This window comes from Mesorhizobium sp. RSR380A (assembly GCF_054719385.1).
In genome coordinates this window covers 5,661,961-5,677,115 of sequence record NZ_JBTTIB010000001.1, presented here as the reverse complement: position 1 = coordinate 5,677,115, position 15,155 = coordinate 5,661,961, and the positions used below count along the sequence as shown (strand labels likewise).

The window sequence follows — 15,155 nt, the reverse complement described above, 5'->3', positions numbered from 1 at the left end:
TCGAACCGTCAGCCGGTAACCATCATTGCCGAGATCTCGGCTTCGGCGGCCTTTGTGCCCTCCACCATGGCCTCGCAGGCGAATTTGAGCAGGTTGCCGCGCATCTTGATTTTCTTGACGTGGATCTTCAACTGGTCGCCTGGGACGACCGGTTTGCGGAATTTCGCGTTATCGATGGTGAGGAAATAGACCAGCGACGGCTTTTCCGTGTTGAGGTTACGGATGCAGATCGCGCCGGCGGTCTGCGCCATAGCCTCGACGATGAGCACGCCCGGCATCACCGGCTGATCCGGGAAATGGCCCTGGAAATGCGGCTCATTGATGGTCACGTTCTTGATGCCGATGGCAGAATCATTGCCGTCGATATCGATGATGCGGTCGATCATCAGGAAGGGATAGCGATGCGGCAAAAGCTTCATCAACCCCAATATATCGACCGCTTCGAGCGTCGCCGGCACCATCTCAGCTACTTCCCCCTTCGCCCTGCTTGCGCGTCCTGGCAAGCTTCCTCAGCATGGCGATCTCACGCATGGCTTCCGCCATCGGCTGCGCCGGATAGCCTCCCCAGATCTCGCCCGCCGGCACGTTGCTCATGAACCCGCTTCTTGCAGCAAGCTTGGCCCCTGATCCGATGGTCAAATGATCGGCAAGGCCAACGCCGCCCCCCATGGTGACACCGTCGCCGACGGTGACGGAGCCGGAAATACCAGAGAGCCCGGCAATAATGCAATTGCGGCCGATGCGAACGTTATGGGCGATCTGCACCAGATTGTCGATCTTGGTCCCCTGACCGATGACCGTATCCGACATGGCGCCGCGATCGACGGTCGTGTTCGAGCCGATTTCGACATCGTCCTGAATGATGACGCGGCCGACCTGCGGCACACGCTCGGGCCCTTTGGCGCCGCCGACAAAGCCGAAGCCGTCCTGGCCTATCCTGGCGCCGCCATGAATGATGACGCGGTTGCCGATCAGCGCATATTGAACACTGACACCCGGCCCGATGTAGCCGTCACGGCCGATTTGGCAGGAGGGGCCGATAACGGCGTGGGGGGCAATGACCGTTCCGCTGCCGATGGAAGCGCGGGGGCCGATGACCGCACCGGCCTCGATGATCGCGCCTGCCTCGATATGCGCCGAGGCATCGACATGAGCTTGCGGCGAGACCCCGGTTTCGCTGGTCATCGGCCCCGGCGTAGCCGCCGTCGGGAACAGCAGCCGGCCGATCATGGCGAAGGCCTGCTGCGGGCGCGGATGCACCAGAACCGCGATGCCGGCCGGCGCCTTGCCGGCGAACTCGGCGGGACAAAACACGGCCGCCGCCTTGAGCGACTGCATCAGCGCGAAATTGCGCTTGCCGTCGACGAAGACGAGCGCACCCTCGCCGCCTTCGTTCGCTGGCGCCAACGCATCGATCGATATGTGGGCGAGGTCGGAATCGACGAGCGACGCGCCGGTCAGATTCGCGACTTCGCCGGCCGTATACCGGCGTGATGGCGCGAAGAACACCGGATCGGTCATTCCAGAAGCAATATCCAGCTAGGTCGGATCAATTCTCTTCCGGACCCCAACGGCCCGGAAGCATCGTTACCGCAAGATCAGAAGCGGCTCGACATGCCGAAGTTGAATTCCTGCACGTCGTCGGTCTTTTCCTTCTTGACGGGCATCGCGTAGTCGATGCGGATCGGGCCAAAAGGCGATGACCACAGCAAGCCGACACCAACCGACGCGCGCAGCTTCATATCAACCGAGGCCTGAGTGACGCCCGTGGTATCAATCTTGCTGCCATATAGCGTCGCGGCATCAGCAAACACGGCGCCGCGCACACCAAAGCTTTCCGGAATGACCGGTATCGGGAACTGAGCTTCCGCCGAAGCATTGAAATAGGTGGTGCCGCCGAGGTGGTCACCATCAGAACCCGGCGTGATATCGGCAGGGCCGATGCCGCCATACTCGAAGCCGCGGATCATGCGGTCGCTGCTCTGGAACTGATCGAAGATACGCAAGCCGTCACCGCCGAAGCCCTGAATATGGCCGGCGCCGCCCGAGATCAGGCCGACCAGATCCAGCTGTTCCGACAGGGTCTGGTAGACAGTGCCACGACCGGTAACCTTGACGAATTTGGCGTCACCACCAAGGCCGGCCACTTCCACGGTCGTGGTGGCGTAGATACCGTCATGCGGGCTCTTCATGTCGTCGATGGTGTTGTAGACCAGTCCCAGACTGACCGACGACTTGATCCACGGGCTATCATTTATGCCCTCGACGATGGCTTTAGATATTTTGCAGTCGGCGTCAGGAATCCCGTCGCCCGGTAAGTTGCCCACGATAGGAGGATTGTTATCGCAACCGTCGTCGAGCTTGTACTTCTCCTGGGCGATATTGTACGCCAGCTGCGTCGAGATGTTGTCGGTGATCGGCAGGCCGAAGCGGACCGTCGCACCCAGCGTCTCGCTGTCATAGTGGTCGTAGTTGCGCGTCTGCTGGAAGATGTCGAAGCCGGCGGCGATACGGCGCCCGAGGAAATAGGGCTCGGTGAAGGACAGGCTGTAGTCGCGCGAATTCTTGCCACCACCCGCCGAAACCTTGATGTACTGGCCGCGACCGAGGAAGTTGCGCTCCGCGACCGAACCTTCGACGGACGGACCAGCAGTGTCGCCACCGGTCGAATATCCTGCGCCAACCGAGAACTCGCCGGTCGATTTCTCGACTACGTCAACCACGAGCACGACCTGGTCTGGCTCAGAACCCGGGACAGTCGAAACGTCGACTTTCTCAAAGTAATCTAGCTTTTCCAGCCGCTTCTTCGCGCGCTGGATGAGTACCTGGTTGAAGGCGTCGCCTTCGCTGACATCGAACTCACGACGAATGACATAGTCGCGCGTGCGGTCGTTGCCGCGGATTTCGATGCGCTCGATATAGGCCTTGGTGCCCTGGTCTATCGTATAGACGACCGAAATGGTGTGGTTCTCGAAGTTGCGATCGCCGCGCGGCGTCACCTGGGCGAAGGCATAGCCCGAACCCGCGACCTTTTCGGTCAGCGCGATGATGGTGTCCTCGACATCCTTGGCGTTGTAGACGTCGCCCTTGTGGGTCTGAACCACCGATTCCAGCGCCTTCGAGTCGACTTCGGGAATGGTGCTCTCGACGCTGACGTCGCCGAACGTATAGCGGTCGCCTTCCTGGACGGTGATGGTAACGGTGTACTGGTTGGTCGTGTCGTCGAGCTCGCCGACAGCTGAGACCACCTGGAAGTCGGCATAGCCGTGATTGTAATAGAAGCGGCGCAGCGATTCCTGGTCGGCGCGGAGCTTGTCCTCGTCATAGACGTCGTCACGCAGCACGAAGGACAGGAAGCTCGAGCGCTTGGTGGCAATGACGTCGGACAGGCGGCGGCTCGAATAGGCGCTGTTGCCGACGAAATTGACGGCGGCGATCTTGGTGCGGCCGCCTTCGTTGATGTTGAAGACCACGTTCACGCGGTTGTCGCCGAGATCCATGATCTGCGTCGTGACAGTGGCGTCATCGCGGCCAATTCGCCTGTAGGCAGCCTTCACCGCCTCGACATCGGAGTCCAGCGTTGCCTGGGAAAACGTCCCGCGCGGCTTCAACTGCACGGCGACTGCCAGCGCGTTGTCCTTGAGCTTCTTGTTGCCCTGGAACAGAACCTGGTTGACGACCTGGTATTCGGCAACCTTGACTACCAGCGTCGAACCGACCTGATTGATCTGCACGTCCGAGAACAGCCCGGTGCCGAACAGCGCCTTGACCGCATCGTCGATATCGGCGCTGGAAAACGCCTTGCCCGGCTTGATCGTGATGTAGTTGCGGATGGTGTCGGCGTCGACACGCTGGTTGCCGCTGACCTCGACTCTCGAGACAACGGCTGCCTGCGCCGCAGATGTGGCAACGAACTGCACGGCGAGCGCACCTGGTACAACCAGAGCGGCGGACATAGCCACCGCGGACGCGGCGCTCAAAAATTTGGATGCTGCCTTCATCGGGCTTTTGTACCTTTTCTCGAAGTCCCCACGGCGAGAAAACCGGACGTGCGGTAATTTCTCCTACCGTATTAACCGGATTTTCCCTACACGCAAGGCTTCTGGTTAATTTGTAATTACTTAACCCTGATGCGTGGCTTTCGCGTCACGCATACCCCCGTGCATGGTAAACGGCGTCTCAACATTGCCGGTGCTGAAGCCAAATTTCTTCATGATTTCAGCACCCAAACAGATCGTTCCAGAAGACGAAGCCCATAAATCCCAGCACCAGAAAGAGGCCGGCCCGGTATCCCATTTCCATCATCCGCTCCGATACCGGACGCCGGAAAACGGCTTCGAGTGCGTAGAACAGGAGATGGCCGCCGTCGAGGGGGGGAATCGGCAAAAGGTTCAGAATTCCGATCCCGACCGACAGGCCGGCGACGAGTTGCACCAGCCATAGGAAGCCCAGCTTTGCCGCCTGCCCCGACATCTTGGCGATCTTGATCGGGCCGCCCAGCTGGCATTTGTCTTCGCGGCCGACAACGAATCGCTGCAGGAACTGGCCGGTGCGCTGAATGACGTGCCCCGTCTCCTCGACCGCGGCGCCGACTGCTCCGACAGGGCTGTAGGTGATCAGCCTGGGCTGGCCGACATCCTTGTTGTTGACGACGCCGATGACGGCCACCTTGACCTTGTTGCCCAGTGCGTCCAGCTGCTCCATCGGCTCCGGCGTCGCGACGACCGTGACCTCCTTGCCCTCGCGCAACATGGTGAAGGTGATGGCGTCGCCGCCGCGGCCCGAAACTAGGCGCTGGACGTCGGCGAAGGTCTCAACCTTGCTGCCGTCGACGGCGACGAATCGGTCGCCTGGCAAAATGCCGGCCCTTTCGGCTGGACTGCCGGCAGTGACTGCCGCCACCATCGGCTCAAACACAGGGCGGCCGTAGAGGGAAAACAGCACGGCAAAGACGGCAATGGTCAAAAGGAAGTTGAACAGCGGTCCGGCCACCACCGTGGCGGCGCGTTTCCAGATGGGTTGCGTGTGGAAGGCGACCTTGCGTTCAGCGTCAGTCAGCGTTTCCAGATCTTCCGAACTCGGCTGGCTCGACGTGGCGCTCATGTCGCCGACGAATTTGACATAACCGCCGAGCGGTATGGCGCAGAGCTTCCAGCGCGTGCCGTGGCTGTCGTTGAAGCCGAGAAGTTCGGGGCCGAAGCCGATCGAAAAGGCCTTCACGCCAATGCCGCACCAGCGGCCGACCAGGTAATGGCCCATTTCGTGAATGAAGACGACCACGGTCAGCACGAACAGAAACGGCACCAGCGTGCCGAGGACAAAGCCTTCCGTGCTGAAAAACGCGTGAAGAATTTCGTTCAAGTCATGCCCTCAAATTCACCCGCGGCGAAAGGTGTCGCCGCGACTGTGACATCAATCCAGGCGAATCCGTGGCGTGCGCCATTTCTTCGCCGTGAAATATCACTCAAGCCGGAAACAGCCCCTGCGCCGGATGATCGGCGCCCGCCGAAATCCAGCCGATCACGTATAGGGCAAAAGCCGCCGCGACAAGCCCGTCCACCCTGTCCATGACACCGCCATGCCCGGGTATCAACGCGCTTGAATCCTTGCGGCCGTGGCGGCGCTTGACCCAGGATTCGAAGAGATCGCCAGCCTGGGCAACAATCGACAGCACCAGCGCAACCAAGGCGAGGACGCCAAGATTGCCGGCCCCGGCGGCGGCAGCCAGAAGCACGCCGGCGGCCACGCCGCCGACAGCGCCGCCAAGCGCGCCGCTCTGCGTCTTGCCGGGGGATATCGATGGCGCGAGCTTGGGCCCGCCGACAGCACGGCCGACGAAATAGGCAAAGATGTCGGTCGCCCAGACCACGGCGAACAGAAACAGGATTGCGACCAGGCCGGGATGGTCGCCGCCGCGCAGCAGCGCCAGCGATAAGCCGGACAAAGCCGCGTAGGCAAGACCGGCTGCATCCCATTGCGCCGCCCCACGCATACGGGCGCCGACAGCAGCGACCACAACCATGGCCAGGACAAGAGACAGAAGCCACGATGCCGGCACGCCTGCAACCAGGGCGACGACGAAAACCAGAAGCAGCGCTTCGGGAATGAAGCCGAGGGTCGCACCGGCCAAGGGGCGCGACATGCGCGCCCATTCATAGAAGATGACCGCCGATATCCCGGCGCAAAGCAGGCGGAACCACAGCCCTCCCAACCAGGTCAGGCCAAGCGCTATTGCGGCCAGCACCAGCGCCGAGACGATGCGAAGCTGAAGATTGTTCATCCCGCCGCCGATCACGAGGCAGCGACATCTTGAGCGGCAAGCCCGCCAAAACGGCGCTCGCGGCCAGCAAAATCGCGCAATGCGTCGGCCAGGTGTTCGCGGCTGAAGTCAGGCCAGTAGCAAGGCAGAAAAACCAGTTCGCTGTAGGCTGCCTGCCACAGAAGGAAGTTCGACAGCCGAAGCTCGCCACTGGTGCGGATGACCAGCTCCGGATCGGGAATGCCTGCGGTGTCGAGGGCGCCGGCAAAAGTGTCTGCCGTGATCGCCTCTGCGTCGATCTCGCCGCGCGCCACGGCGGCTGCGAGCTTGCGCGCCGTGCGCACGATCTCGTCGCGCCCGCCATAGTTGAAGGCGATGACCAAGGTCAGCGATTCATTGCGAGCAGTCAGCGATTCGGCCTCTTCGAGCAGGCCCCTGATGTCCGGCTGCAGCCCCGCCCTGTCACCGATGATCCTGACGCGCACGCCGTTCTGGTGCAGTTCGGCCAGATCGCGGCGGATGAACAGCTTCAAAAGCCCCATCAGGTCGCTGACTTCGGCCTTGGGCCGCGACCAGTTTTCCGACGAAAAGGCGTAGACGGTCAGGAAGGAAATGCCGAGACCGGGCGCGGCGCGCACCGTCTTGCGCAGCGCTTCGACGCCGGCGCGATGGCCGGCAAGCCGCGGCATGCCGCGCGCCTTGGCCCAGCGTCCGTTTCCATCCATGATGATCGCGACATGCGCGGGCGTTGCCATTGTCTCGCTTTCGGGCCGGTGTGGGCCGACCCTAGACCTGCATGATTTCAGCTTCCTTATCGGAAAGCAGGTGATCGATGGTGCTGATCGTTTCGTCGGTCAGCTTCTGGACCTGATCGGAGCGCTTGCGCTGATCGTCCTCGCTGATGTCGCCGTCCTTTTCCGCCTTCTTCAAGAAGTCCATGCCGTCGCGACGGACATGGCGCACCGCAACGCGGGCGTTCTCGGCGTAGCCATGCGAAATCTTGACCAGTTCCTTGCGGCGCTGCTCGTTGAGCTCGGGCAGCGGAATTCTGAGATTGGTGCCGTCGACGATCGGATTGAAGCCGAGATTGGATTCTCTGATGGCACGGTCGACCGCGCCGACCATCGACTTGTCCCATACCGAAACCGAGATCATGCGCGGCTCCGGCACCGACACGTTCGCCACCTGGTTGATGGGCATGGTGGTGCCGTAGGCCTGGACCTGGATGGCGTCGAGCAGATTGCTGGAGGCACGGCCGGTGCGCAGCGAAGCCAGATCGTGCTTGAAGGCGGCGATCGCGCCATCCATGCGCCGCTTGAGGTCGTCGAACTCACCACTCATCTTAGTCTCCTCGACCCGTTTGATCCGGGTTCAGTGCTTAGGGCCTATATTCGGACCCGCTTTCGAAAACTGATCCCCTTTTTAGGAGAGTATACTCCGGGTCACTCGTCGGCGACGATCGTGCAACGGCCGCCGCCCCGCAGAATATCGCCGAAACCACCTTTTTCGTGGATCGAATAGACGATTATCGGGATGTTGTTTTCGCGCGCAAGTGCAATTGCGGCGGTATCCATGATCGAAAGGCCCTTGTTGATGACTTCGGCATGGCTGATGCGCTCGAAGCGGGTCGCATTCGGATCCTTCTTGGGATCGGCCGAATAGACGCCGTCGACCTGGGTGCCCTTGAACAACGCGTCGGCGCCGATCTCGGCGGCGCGCAAGGCCGCGGCCGAATCGGTGGTGAAGAACGGATTGCCGGTGCCGCCGGCGAAAATGACGACCTTGCCCTGGTTCATATAGGCGGTGGCCTGGCGCTGGGAAAAACTCTCGCAAAGTTCGGGCATGGCGATGGCCGACAGCACGACGGCATCGACGCCGATCTTGTTCAGCGAGGTGCGCAGCGCCAGCGAGTTGATGACGGTGGCCAGCATGCCCATGTGGTCGCCGGTGACGCGGTCGCCGCCCTTGGATGCCACCGCCACGCCGCGAAAGATATTGCCGCCGCCAATGACGACGCCGACCTCGATGCCAAGTGCGCGGGCTTCGGCGATGTCGGCGGCGATTCGGTCGACCACCGAGACATCGATGCCGAAATGCTGCTCGCCCATCAACGCTTCGCCCGACGCTTTCAGCAGGACACGTCGATAGAGGGGCTTTGCCGTCATCTGGACCTCGTCATTGTTGCGTGTGGCAGCCTGGGCAGGCCGCCCTCGCGCGGGCGCCGCCGCTGGCGCGATGCCGAGTTCCGATACACGAAGGGCGCCGCGATGTCACGCGGCGCCCCTAGCCCAATTCCGCCTTCCCGTCGCGGCCCGTCAGTTGCTGGTGATGCTGACGGCGTCGCCCTCGACCAGCAGCGGCGGCGCATAACCCAACGGCTTGTCGCCGGTCACGGCGCCGCCGGTAACCCGGGCTTGTATGTCGGAACCGAAATAGGCGTACGGGAATGGCGGCGGTGTCTTGCTGACCGTATCCAGCCGCGCGCGAAGCTCGGCGGGTAAAGTGAAATCCAACGCCGCTAGATTGTCCTGCAACTGCGCCAGCTTGGTGGCGCCAAGAATCACGGTGGCGATGCCCGGTTGCGTTGCCACCCAGTTGAGCGCGACCTGCGCCATGCTGCGTCCGAGTTCGGCGGCAACTTTTTCGAGCTCCGCCACGATCGCCCAGTTGCGCTCGGTGAACTTCTGGAACCCCGGATGAGTGGTGTTGCGAAAGCCGTCGAGCCGGCCGGCATGGCCTTCCTGCGTCGGCCGGTACTTGCCGCTGAGCAGCCCGCTGGCCAGCGGGCTCCACACCATGATTCCTGCGCCATGGCGGGTGCCGAAGGGCACGAACTCATTTTCGATCGAACGCTCCGCCAGCGAATATTCAAGCTGCAAGGCCGACACCGGCTCGTAGCCGCGCCACTCGGCGATCGTCTGCGCGCGGGCAGCATACCAGGCCGGCACATCGGACAGGCCGACATGGCGAATTTTGCCCGCACGCACGAGATCATCCATCGTGCGCATGACCTCCTCGGCCGGCGTCAGCCCGTCCCAGACATGGAGGAGGTAGAGGTCGATATAGTCAGTGCCCAACCGCTTCAGCGAGGCGTCCACGGCGCGCAAGATGTTCTTGCGGCCATTGCCACCGGCGTTCGGATTGCCGGGCTCCGCGTTGAAGGTGAATTTCGTGGCGATCACCGCTCTGTCGCGCAAGCCTCGCTCGGCGATGAATTCGCCGAGCCAGGTTTCGGCTGTGCCGCCGGTGTAGAGGTCGGCGGTGTCGAAGAAATTGCCGCCGGCCTCGACATAGGCGTCGGCCATGGCGCGCGCGGTTTCCCTGTCCGCGCCCCAGCCCCATTCGGTGCCAAAGGTCATGGTGCCCAGTGCCAGCCGGCTGACGCGCAGGCCGCTGTTGCCCAGTGTGTAATAGCTCATGGTCATGGTGTTTTTCCTATCCTGATTTCTTGACGCCGGCTCACTGGCCAGGCGTCATCTTGACCCAGGGATTGCCGCGCTCATGCGTGGCGCGGAAAACGAAGCCGTCGACTTTCCAGCCGGTCCCGGAGCGAACCAGATGGTGCTCGTAGGTGCCCCAGACTTCCCACAGCGGGTCGCCATTGCCTTCCATCCGGTTCCAGGCATAGCCGTTCGAAGAGACGGTCGCCGCGTCCGCCTCAAAGATCACCTGGTGATTGGTGCGCAGATGCAGGCTGGTCTTGCTGCCCCTGAGGTTGCCGGCCCAGGTACCGATCAGATCGTCGGAGGGGATGGTGGCGGCAGGCTGTCCTGACAGGCTGCTGAAGTCGACGGTGACACGGTCGGCGAAATAGGAGCGGGCAAGCTTCCAGTCCTGCGCATCGACGGCACGGTCGATGGCATCGGCGATGCGGATGACGGCGCGTTCGTCGGCGAGCGCGCGCCAACCGGACGGCTCGGCGCCGCCGGCATCAGCCGGCGCCAGAGCAAGGGCTGCGGCGAAGGTAGCGTGTTTCAAGGCATCCATCTCTCTTCTCCTTTGTGCATCGGTGATGGCAATATGGGTCAGCCTGTCGGCATCGAGAAGATTGAAGTGTTCGCAAGGACTATGCGATATCATGCATGAATGGACCGGGATCTGCTCAGTCATTTGCCTGTCATCGTCGCCGTTGCCCGACGCGGCGGCTTTGCGCTTGCTGCGGCCGAACTGGGCATGTCCCCATCCGCCGTCAGCCATGCGGTGCGCCTCGTGGAGGAGCGGATCGGCCAGCCGCTGTTTGCGCGCACCACGCGCAGCGTCTCGCTGACGGAAGCCGGCAAGGCGCTGGTGGACACGGCAGCCCCTGCCCTCCAGGATATCGCCGACCGGATGGACCGCATCCGAGCCATCAAGGGCCGGCCCTCCGGCTTGCTCAGGTTGAACGTTCCCAACATCGCCGTTCCACTTGCCGTCACTCCCGTGGCCGCCGCGATGGCTGAACGCTATCCTGATGTGACCATCGAATTGCTCACCGACCAGGGGCTGGTGGACATTGTCGGCGAGGGTTTCGATGCCGGCATCCGGCTGGGCGAGATGATCGCACAGGACATGGTCACGGTCCGGCTGACGCCGCCATTCAACGCCGTGATCGTCGCCTCCCCCGCCTATGTCGGCCGGCATGGCCGTCCGCGCGGTGTGGCGGATCTTTCGGACCACAATTGCATCGGCTACCGGCTTGTGCGCTCCGGCGCACTCTATCGCTGGGACCTGACCGAGGACGGCAAGGATGTCGTGGCCGAGACGAAGGGTACGGTCATCGTCACCGATTCGCTGGCCGCGATCGACCTTGCGCTTGCCGGCGTCGGGCTGACCTATGTGTTCGAGCCGCTGGTGCGCGCGGAATTGGCCGCCGGCCGCCTCGTTCAGATCCTGCCGCAAACGGCGATCGAGGAGCCCGGCCTCTTCCTTTACTTCCCGCGCAGGGCGTCGACGGCGCCAAAGCTCAGGGCCTTCATCGACACCGCACAAGAAATCGGCCGAGCATCCTTGCGGACACCCGGCCGAGTTGCCTGAGCTGAGAAGCCCTTTTCGGGGCTATTTTTAAAACTACTTCTTCACCGCCGCGGCGACTTCCGCCGCGAAATCGGTCTCTTCCTTTTCGATGCCTTCGCCCAGCGCAAAGCGCAGATAGGCGGAGATCTTGGCCGGAGCGCCGATGTCCTTCTCGGCATCCTTCAGCGCCTGCTCGACAGTGATGTCGGGATTGAGCACGAAGGCCTGCTTGAGGAGCACGACTTCCTCGTAGAACTTGCGCAGGCGGCCTTCGACCATCTTTTCGATGATCGCTTCCGGCTTGCCGGACTGGCGCGCCTGGTCGGCGAAGATCGCCTTCTCGCGCTCGACCGCTGCCGGATCGATCTGCTCGGCGGTCAACGCCAGCGGGTTGGTGGCGGCGACATGCATGGCGACCTGGCGGCCAAAGGCGTTCGCGGCATGCTCATTGCCCGTGGTCTCGATCGCGACCAGAACGCCGAGCTTGCCAAGACCATCGGCAACCGCATTGTGGACGTAGGTTGCGACAGCACCGTGCGGGACGGTGAGCTTGGCCGAACGGCGGAAGCTCATGTTTTCGCCAATGGTGCCAACGGCGTCCTTGATGGTGTCAGTGACCGATTTGTCCGAACCCGGATACTTTGCGGCAGAGACAGCCTCCGTCGTGCCATAAGCAAGCGCGACCTTGGCGACATTGCGAACGATCTCCTGGAACTGCTCGTTGCGGGCCACGAAATCGGTCTCGGAGTTAACCTCGACGATGGCGGCCTCGCGGACGCCGGAGTCGACGCCGATCAGGCCTTCGGCGGCAGTACGGCCAGCCTTCTTGTCGGCCTTGGAAATGCCCTTCTTGCGCAGCCAGTCGACGGCCTCTTCGATGTTGCCGTTGGTCTCCGTCAACGCCGCCTTGCAGTCCATCATGCCCGCGCCGGTCAAGTCGCGGAGTTCTTTGACCTGTGCAGCCGAAATGCTCATTGTCGCCTCTTTGTTTCAAATGCACCGACGCACCACCGGTAATCGGTGATGCGTCCGTCTAGCGTGCCAAATGTGAGAATGATGAAGGCCGCAACCGGCCTTCGATTGTCAAGCTTCCGGAGCGTCCGCAGCCGGGGCCGGAGCCGGATCAAGCGCCGGTTCGACCGGAGCTTCGACCGAGGCGCCGATGTCGACGCCGAGCGCGCCCTGCTGGCGGGCGATGCCGTCGATGGCAGCCTTGGCGATCAGGTCGCAATAGAGCTGGATGGCGCGCGCCGCGTCGTCATTACCGGGGATCGGGAAGTCGATCTTGTCCGGATCGCAGTTCGAATCGATGATGGCAACGACCGGAATGCCGAGGCGCTTGGCCTCGAGAATGGCGATCGCTTCCTTGTTGGTGTCGATGACGAACATCAGGTCGGGGGTCGAGCCCATGTCCTTGATACCGCCGAGCGCCTTGTCGAGCTTCTCGCGCTCGCGGTCGAGGTTCAGGCGTTCCTTCTTGGTCAGGCCCTGGGCCTCACCGGCCAGCATCTCGTCGAGCTTGCGCAGGCGCTGGATCGAATTCGAGATCGTCTTCCAGTTGGTCAGCATGCCGCCGAGCCAACGCGAATTGACATAATACTGGGCCGAACGCTGCGCCGCGTCAGCGACGATATCCGAAGCCTGGCGCTTGGTACCGACGAACAGCACGCGACCGCCCTTGGCAACGGTGTCGGAAACCTGCTTCAGAGCCTGGTGCAGCAAAGGCACCGTCTGCGACAGGTCGATGATGTGGATGTTGTTGCGGGCGCCGTAGATGTAAGGCGCCATCTTCGGGTTCCAGCGGTGGGTCTGGTGGCCGAAGTGAATGCCAGCTTCCAAAAGCTGGCGCATGCTGAAATCAGGCAGTGCCATTCTTAGTTCCTTTTCCGGTTAGCCTCCACGGACACAGGCATTTTTGGACTTTGTCCTCGAACGCCACCGGAGGTTTCAGCCGGATTTCTCCCGGGCAGACACCAAAGTCCGTGTGTGGAATGAGGGCGCATATAGAGGGGAAGCGCTGCAAACGCAAGCGGTGAGGTGCTTCATCGCTCAGCGTGCGGCAATCAGCGCTCCGGTGCCGATCATGGCGCTGCCGGCGAACCGGTTAATCAGCCGCATGCGTTCGGGCGTCCTGAACCAGCCGGATGCCCTCCCCGCCAGCGCGGCGTAGATGCCCATGGTGAGAATATTGGCGCCGACGACGACTGCCACCACCAGCAGGCCGTCGGCAAACGTCATGGTGTCGAGGTTGAGGATCAGCGGCATGATCGAGGCGTGGAACAGGATCGCCTTCGGGTTGCCGAGCGCCACGGAGGCGCCAAGCAGGAACGCGACAATCCGGTTTGGGGGATTCCTTGCGCGGCCGATTGCGCGGCCGCGGCCCGCCACATCTTGATGCCGAGGAAAATCAGGTAGGCCGCACCGGCGTATTTCAACAGGAGAAACACCCATTCGAGGTCTGGGCCAGCGCCACCAGCCCGAGCAGTGCCAAGGTGACCAGCACGGCATCACCGGCGGCAATGCCCATTCCGGCGACGAACGCACGCAGGAAGCCGCGTGCCACGCCGTTGGTGATCACCGTGAACATCGCCGGTCGTCCCGGCGTGGCGGCGGCAAGTGTGATGGCAAGGCAATAAGCCAGGAATGCCATTAGCGTCACGATCGGCCCTTTCCGTTGGGTACCCGTACGCGCCTGAAGATCGCAACGATCTCCTCGCGGCTGCATTCGATGGCGCCGAGCCGCACCGCGCGGTCGCGCTCGAAGCCGGTTATGTCATAGTGCGGCGCCGATGTCCTGGGCGGCCCCTGGTAGGACGAACGCTTGACGCCAAGTTCGGCGGCGAAACGATGCAGTTCGTCCGTATCGTCGGCCATCAGGTGGCACCAGCGATGGCCGGCCCATTTCCAGATCGCCGCATCGACATAGACCGCCATCGGGAACTGCCATCAAGCCTGCCGTGGCCAGCGCCGCATTGTTGCTATTTCGAGACCGGGCAAGGCTTGGTCTGATCGAACAGCGACAGGTTGACCAGCTTTCCGGTCATCGAGAACTCACCATAGTCCATTGTGAGGTCGCGGGTGATGCCGTTCTCGTGCAGCTTGAAGCTGATGCGGTATTCCGGCACCTCTTCGCCCGATTTGTCGGTCTCGTCGAAATAGGCGATGTCGACCGGCCAGTATTTGTCGCCGGCAAGCTTGGCCAGCGCCGGCGCTTCGGGGTCGGCCTTGTCGCCCTCGGCCTTCTTGCCGACGATGACGGTGGTGGTCATCACCTTGTTGGCATCCTCCGAACCGTCGAACAGGCTGGTTTCGTAGAAATTCTCGCCCTTCTCGGCCTTGCCGATCAGTTCGACCAGATGCTGGGTCGGGAACTGGGTGGCGGCGAGTTCCAGGCTGCTCTTCTCGGGCTTGTCGATGTCGACCTTGAGGCCCTTGGTCTCTTTCGTGGCGGTGCCCTTGACCTCCTTGTCTAGGTTCTGGTCGACGAAGGATTTGGTCACGAACGAGAAGGTCTTGCCTTCGGCGTCCTCGAACGTGGTCGTCTGCTGGTCGGTCAGCCTGGTGTTGTCGCCGGTGGCGATCTGGGTGACGAAACGGAATTTTACCGTATAGCCCTCGCAGGGCGAGCCGTTGAACTCATAGACCATGCGGCCGGAAATGCCGGTGATGCCCGAGCGGTCCGACGCCTTGTCGAGGGTAAGATCGTAGACGGCGCGATGCGCCTGCAGCGCCGGCACGGCAAAGGCTGGAGCCATCGAGAAAAGCACCGGAACGAGAACGGCGTGGAAGGCAAGGCGCGTTGCGCGCATAAGGGGCTCCGATCGTCGCAGCTGATGGCAGGCCGCAGGTAAAGATGGTCCAGCTTAAAAAAAGTCGTGGCGGAAGCGAGGCAAAAATAGCAATT

Annotated in this window: 16 protein-coding genes and 1 pseudogene; 1 reads left to right on the top strand and 16 read right to left on the bottom strand. The window is 62.4% G+C overall.

The features are described 5' to 3' along the window. Window positions 1-8: 8 nt before the first annotated feature. From fabZ to ACYG9Z_RS27555, 10 genes are all read right to left on the bottom strand, one after another. Window positions 9-461, bottom strand: coding sequence for a 3-hydroxyacyl-ACP dehydratase FabZ (fabZ, locus tag ACYG9Z_RS27600; protein WP_023671033.1), 453 nt, complete (start codon window positions 459-461; stop codon window positions 9-11). 1 nt (window position 462) lies between these two features. Then, a complete protein-coding gene (gene lpxD / locus ACYG9Z_RS27595; protein WP_023688576.1) occupies window positions 463-1,521 on the bottom strand; it encodes a UDP-3-O-(3-hydroxymyristoyl)glucosamine N-acyltransferase in 1,059 nt (352 codons plus the stop codon). 77 nt (window positions 1,522-1,598) lie between these two features. After that, on the bottom strand, window positions 1,599-4,001 hold the full coding sequence (bamA, locus tag ACYG9Z_RS27590; protein WP_023752229.1) for an outer membrane protein assembly factor BamA: 2,403 nt from the start codon (window positions 3,999-4,001) through the stop codon (window positions 1,599-1,601). A 217-nt stretch (window positions 4,002-4,218) separates the two neighbouring features. Then, entirely contained in the window at window positions 4,219-5,361 is a 1,143-nt protein-coding gene (gene rseP, locus ACYG9Z_RS27585) for an RIP metalloprotease RseP (protein WP_023752228.1), read from the bottom strand. 103 nt (window positions 5,362-5,464) lie between these two features. Next, entirely contained in the window at window positions 5,465-6,280 is an 816-nt protein-coding gene (locus ACYG9Z_RS27580) for a phosphatidate cytidylyltransferase (protein ID WP_023752227.1), read from the bottom strand. A gap of 11 nt (window positions 6,281-6,291) precedes the next feature. Next, the gene (locus ACYG9Z_RS27575) at window positions 6,292-7,014 is read right to left on the bottom strand and encodes an isoprenyl transferase (protein ID WP_023748403.1); all 723 of its coding nucleotides are present in this window, start codon (window positions 7,012-7,014) and stop codon (window positions 6,292-6,294) included. Window positions 7,015-7,045: 31 nt separating this feature from the next. Beyond that, window positions 7,046-7,600 carry a ribosome recycling factor gene (frr, locus tag ACYG9Z_RS27570; RefSeq protein ID WP_023671027.1) on the bottom strand — a complete coding sequence of 185 codons (555 nt, stop codon included), beginning with the start codon at window positions 7,598-7,600 and terminating at the stop codon, window positions 7,046-7,048. 101 nt (window positions 7,601-7,701) lie between these two features. Beyond that, window positions 7,702-8,424: a UMP kinase gene (gene pyrH, locus ACYG9Z_RS27565; protein WP_023671026.1), complete on the bottom strand. Its 723-nt coding sequence runs from the start codon at window positions 8,422-8,424 to the stop codon at window positions 7,702-7,704. Window positions 8,425-8,574: 150 nt separating this feature from the next. Beyond that, window positions 8,575-9,684 (bottom strand): aldo/keto reductase, encoded by a 1,110-nt coding sequence (locus tag ACYG9Z_RS27560; protein WP_023745113.1) that lies wholly within the window; start codon window positions 9,682-9,684, stop codon window positions 8,575-8,577. 34 nt (window positions 9,685-9,718) lie between these two features. Next, entirely contained in the window at window positions 9,719-10,246 is a 528-nt protein-coding gene (locus ACYG9Z_RS27555) for a nuclear transport factor 2 family protein (protein ID WP_023752226.1), read from the bottom strand. 99 nt (window positions 10,247-10,345) lie between these two features. Here ACYG9Z_RS27555 and ACYG9Z_RS27550 point away from each other — a divergent pair, with 99 nt between their 5' ends. Further along, entirely contained in the window at window positions 10,346-11,272 is a 927-nt protein-coding gene (locus tag ACYG9Z_RS27550; RefSeq protein ID WP_023684689.1) for a LysR family transcriptional regulator, read from the top strand. 33 nt (window positions 11,273-11,305) lie between these two features. Here the strand turns inward: ACYG9Z_RS27550 and tsf are convergent, their stop codons facing one another. The 6 genes and pseudogenes from tsf to ACYG9Z_RS27520 all read right to left on the bottom strand — a co-directional run bounded on the left by tsf (window position 11,306) and on the right by ACYG9Z_RS27520 (window position 15,060). After that, on the bottom strand, window positions 11,306-12,226 hold the full coding sequence (gene tsf / locus ACYG9Z_RS27545; protein ID WP_023684688.1) for a translation elongation factor Ts: 921 nt from the start codon (window positions 12,224-12,226) through the stop codon (window positions 11,306-11,308). 108 nt (window positions 12,227-12,334) lie between these two features. After that, window positions 12,335-13,123 carry a 30S ribosomal protein S2 gene (rpsB, locus tag ACYG9Z_RS27540; RefSeq protein ID WP_023671022.1) on the bottom strand — a complete coding sequence of 263 codons (789 nt, stop codon included), beginning with the start codon at window positions 13,121-13,123 and terminating at the stop codon, window positions 12,335-12,337. A 177-nt stretch (window positions 13,124-13,300) separates the two neighbouring features. After that, entirely contained in the window at window positions 13,301-13,561 is a 261-nt protein-coding gene (locus tag ACYG9Z_RS27535; protein ID WP_280938670.1) for a LysE family translocator, read from the bottom strand. Further along, a pseudogene (locus tag ACYG9Z_RS27530) lies at window positions 13,507-13,838 on the bottom strand (LysE family translocator). Before ACYG9Z_RS27530 ends, ACYG9Z_RS27535 begins: the two are co-directional and overlap by 55 nt. 68 nt (window positions 13,839-13,906) lie before the next feature. Continuing rightward, on the bottom strand, window positions 13,907-14,185 hold the full coding sequence (locus ACYG9Z_RS27525) for a DUF4031 domain-containing protein (protein WP_023671020.1): 279 nt from the start codon (window positions 14,183-14,185) through the stop codon (window positions 13,907-13,909). A 44-nt stretch (window positions 14,186-14,229) separates the two neighbouring features. After that, a complete protein-coding gene (locus ACYG9Z_RS27520; protein ID WP_023684687.1) occupies window positions 14,230-15,060 on the bottom strand; it encodes a cell envelope integrity EipB family protein in 831 nt (276 codons plus the stop codon). Between the last annotated feature and the right edge of the window lie 95 nt (window positions 15,061-15,155).